The organism is Sulfolobus sp. B1 (genome assembly GCF_007050195.1).
GTDB lineage: Archaea > Thermoproteota > Thermoprotei_A > Sulfolobales > Sulfolobaceae > Saccharolobus.
On sequence record NZ_QIMI01000138.1, the window covers coordinates 1 to 4,059 of the forward strand.

Below are 4,059 nucleotides of genomic sequence, written 5' to 3' on the forward strand. Positions count from 1 at the left end.
ATGATATAAAAAAATTTTTATATTTATTTTGAAATTATTAATAGGTAAATATGAGCTGGAAACCAGGTGAGGAATGGAATAGAGCATTAAAGATGGCTTTCGTATCTTTCTCCGTAGGTATGTTCTTGGAATCCTTCATCTTTGGGTTAGAGTCTATTGCGACAAGTTGGTATACTGTGCCAAAAATACTAGAGAGTTTATTACTAGCTTGGGCTCCGCTATGGCTTATAATTGGTATAGCCTTTGCCGGTCCAATAGCTGATAGAATTGGTAGAAAAACCACGTTATGGATCACATTAGCAATATACGTTATTGGAGGAATAGGATTAATCTTCTCGTTTAACTACGCTCTAGTACTAGTATTTACTGCTATAATGCTATTTAGTGCTGGAGGTGAGATGAACACTATTATGGCTGCTACGCATGAGATCATGCCTCAAAGAAACAGAAGCAAAATTATGTTTTTGGAAATAAACTTTATAAACCTAGGAGGAGCTGTACTAGGTGGTCTAGGTTTATTAACTCAGTTCTCCTCTATTTTCTTTCAAAGGTTAGTCCTAGGTGTAGTGATTATAATAGCAGCTGTAGTACTCTTCATTACTAGACTAGAATTGCCTGAATCAATTAGGTGGTTAAGTGCTAAGCGTAAAATGACTAATGGAGGTAGTGTAGTAAAACAGAAACTAGATAAGGATACAGCGTTTAAGCTATTTGTGACAACAGCAATTGCTTTTGCCAATTCTGCTGGATTTGGTTTAATAACTTATGTGTTAGGACCTTACTTCTTCTCAAATTTAACCGGTACTATAATATTTGTAGCTGATATAACGGAGTTCGTGGTGGGCTTAGTAATTTCCTTCTTAGCAGATTCCTTTAGTAGAAAGGGATTATTATTGTGGTCAAATCTCGGAATTGTGATATTTACATTTTTAACTTATTATTTCATCCCCGCTTGGAAGTCAGACTTAATAATATTCTGGGCTCTGCTAGTTGCCATAAATGCGTTCACGTCTGTACAGTATTTAACAGAAGATACATTCAAAGCTGAGTTATGGTCCACCATCAGAAGAGGAACTTATACGGCTATTGCTAGGGTAGTTTCAATAGGTCTCTACATACCAACCATATTTCTCACTCTATCCTTCTCCTTATCTCAATACGTTCTATTTAATTTAGGAATATGGAGTATAGGATTATTTGCTGCAATCTTGTGGTATATTTTTGGATTTGAGACGGGAAAGGGAATGAGCATAGATGAAATAGAGAAAAAGAAGGTATTTGAAGATTAAAGGTTTTTAATCCTTTTTCTTCAAAATATTTCTCGTGATACTAACATCTGATTACGCTACCTTTCACTCTTTACCCTCCTTACCTTTAAGATTAATTCCCAACTTGCTTAGGAAAAATAAGTATCCTCCCTACGGGTTAAGAAAAATAGAAAGTCTAACCAATTCTAGAATCGTTCCACCTAATTCCTTACGCGTTAAGAATGGGGAAATAATAGGAATTTACGTAAATGACCCTTTAGGAATGAGTGAAGTGACGAGAGGACTTACTGAAGTGTTTGGAGAACCACCTTACTTTGTCGAATCCTTCAAAGAGTTAGGGGATAGGATAATGAGATTGAAGAGAAAACTCGAGCTTAAAGTTATTGTTGGAGGTCCGGGTAGTTGGGAATTAACTATAGACGTCCCGGATTGGATAGATACAGTATTAGTTGGAGAAGCGGAAATAACTCTTCCTAGGCTATTAAAAGAGAGAGACTTTCCTAAGGTAGTTTATGGTGAAGAGAGTGACAAATTCTTCCCTATAAGAGGCCCTTCAGCATTAGCTGAAGTGGAGATTAGTAGAAAGGAAAGGAAGATCCCACTTGAGGTGTTTAAGAAAGAGATGGAAATACAGTCTAAGTATCATGGAAAAGTTAACTTAATATCAAAGGATCTTTTCTCTTATAAACCAGAAGAAGAACTTTTCTCTTTGCTTAAATTGGCTTCGAGTTACGGAAAAGTATACTTCTCACAGATTACTGTAGAGTCAGTGCCCGAGGTAAGATTAGAGAGAGTTAGGGAGATCTTAGGACTTAATGAAAATAATTGGAGATCCCCAGTCTTATCTACTAGGAAGGAAGCGTGTTCGTTAAAAGGGATTGATGAGGACGTCATGAAAGAGTTAAATAATAACTTCATTTACCCCGTAGTCTATGTAGAGGATGAAATGGTAGATGAGTTAAGTAAGTATAAGAGCATAATAATTCCGCTACCGAAAAGTAAGGCTTACTACAATGCCTTATACGAGAGTTGGATTCACAACAGTAAAGACGTTATGAGGATTAATGGAAGTTTGAGTAGGATTGTTGAGTACGTTTTATATAAGAATAAGGAGACTAAGGGGGAGTACTTAAAAAGACTAAGGTTAAGAGGGATCAACATTTTTAACCTATTCGTAATCGCACTATCGTCACTTATATTCTTTAAAGGATAATCTGACCTCCTCCCCGCCCCTAAAGGTTCCCTTAAGGTGGTTCACAAGTTTACCGCCTTCACCACTTCATAGCTAGTGGGCTTTGACACCCGCTCCGTTCATCCAGTGGTAGACCAACGGCTTGGTCTTCAGCCACTTTACCCCTATCCCTTTGGTAGAGTCCCCACTCCATCCTCCTAGGGACTTGGGGATATGTACTGAGGAGGAAGGACACGTTTTACTTTTTGCTTCCCTCCTCCCAAAAACCTAATTCACTTAAAAACTTTAAACCCCGGGAGAAAAGCTTGTCCTTCCTTTGTCAACAATATTCACTTCTTAGCTTGAAGCGATCTCGAAATCGCTAACAATTGCATTTCATTCGTACCTTCTGCAATCTCCATTATCTTAGAGTCCCTATAGAGTCTTTCAACCTTTGAACCCCTATTCAATCCATGTCCTCCGAATATGTGAAGAGCGGTTCTAGTTACTTCAGCTGCCGTAACTGCTGAGAAGTATTTAGCCATAGATGCTTCAGTTAAAGCTTCAATACCCCTATCTAACAAGTTAGCTGCTCTCCACGTTAAAAGTCTTGACGCCTCTACTTTGACTTGAGCATCAGCTAGATTGAACGCTATCCATTCTTGTTCAATTAGTGCCTTTCCAAATTGTTTTCTCTGTGTTGCTCTATTTATTGCCTCATCTAGAGCACCCCTAGCTATTCCAACTGCAATTCCAGCATAACCGTTTCTACTTATCATTAATGCCTTTATAGCCCCTCTAAACGCATCTCCTTCCCTACCTATTATACTATCCTTACTGACCCTAGCGTTATTGAACTTTACGTAACTTACACCTGCCCCTCTTATGCCCATTAAGTCTAGTTTTCTAACCTCTATCCCCGGGGTTTTGGAATCAACTAGAAGTAAGGAAATTCCTTGTCTATCCCCCGGGTTTCCGCTCGTCCTAGCTAAGACCACCATTTTAGTCGAGAACGTAGCTGCGCTGGTAAATATTTTCTCTCCGCTAATTACCAGTTCATTACCATCCGTTTTAGCAGTAGTTTGCAATGCTCCTAGGTCTGATCCAGCACCGGGTTCTGTCAAGGCTACAGCATAGATTTCCTCTCCTTTCACACCTCTCTCTATCCAGTCCTTAGCTGAATCCCCACCTATCGACATTAAAAGTTGAATAGCGTTGAGCTGTGTGTGCAAGCTATGTGAGGCTCCTCCACTTTCACTTCCCAACTCTTCAGTGGCTATAGCAAAAGCGATTTCCCCTAGACCTAAACCATTGTATTGTCTAGGTACTTTCATTCCTAATAATTCTAATCTAGCGAAGTCACGCACTATTTTATCTCCTCCATCATTAGTTTCATCCATTTGTTTAGCGAATTCCTTAACTTCTTTTTGTACGTAATCCTTAACCCTATACCAATACTCCTCTACTTCTTTAGGTAACTGAAACATGATGACCAATATATAAAGAGTATAAGTAGTAATAAACTTTACGTTATTCATTATTAAGATTTAATTTTTGCAAAAAACCTTAAGACCTCATGCTAAGAATTTTTAAAATGTTTTTATGTTTTTTCAACATATT

General features: G+C 38.2%; 3 protein-coding genes. 2 read left to right on the top strand and 1 reads right to left on the bottom strand.

Features of this window, described 5'->3' with window-relative positions; genetic code table 11:
• The first annotated feature begins 50 nt into the window (after window positions 1-50).
• Together DMP16_RS08305 and DMP16_RS08310 are read left to right on the top strand one after the other, a co-directional pair.
• Window positions 51-1,289 carry an MFS transporter gene (locus DMP16_RS08305; RefSeq protein WP_069284426.1) on the top strand — a complete coding sequence of 413 codons (1,239 nt, stop codon included), beginning with the start codon at window positions 51-53 and terminating at the stop codon, window positions 1,287-1,289.
• 34 nt (window positions 1,290-1,323) lie between these two features.
• Window positions 1,324-2,481, top strand: a complete 1,158-nt coding sequence (locus DMP16_RS08310) for a hypothetical protein (RefSeq protein WP_083216420.1) — start codon at window positions 1,324-1,326, stop codon at window positions 2,479-2,481.
• Window positions 2,482-2,789: 308 nt separating this feature from the next.
• Here the strand turns inward: DMP16_RS08310 and DMP16_RS08320 are convergent, their stop codons facing one another.
• Entirely contained in the window at window positions 2,790-3,926 is a 1,137-nt protein-coding gene (locus DMP16_RS08320) for an acyl-CoA dehydrogenase family protein (protein WP_083216450.1), read from the bottom strand.
• Between the last annotated feature and the right edge of the window lie 133 nt (window positions 3,927-4,059).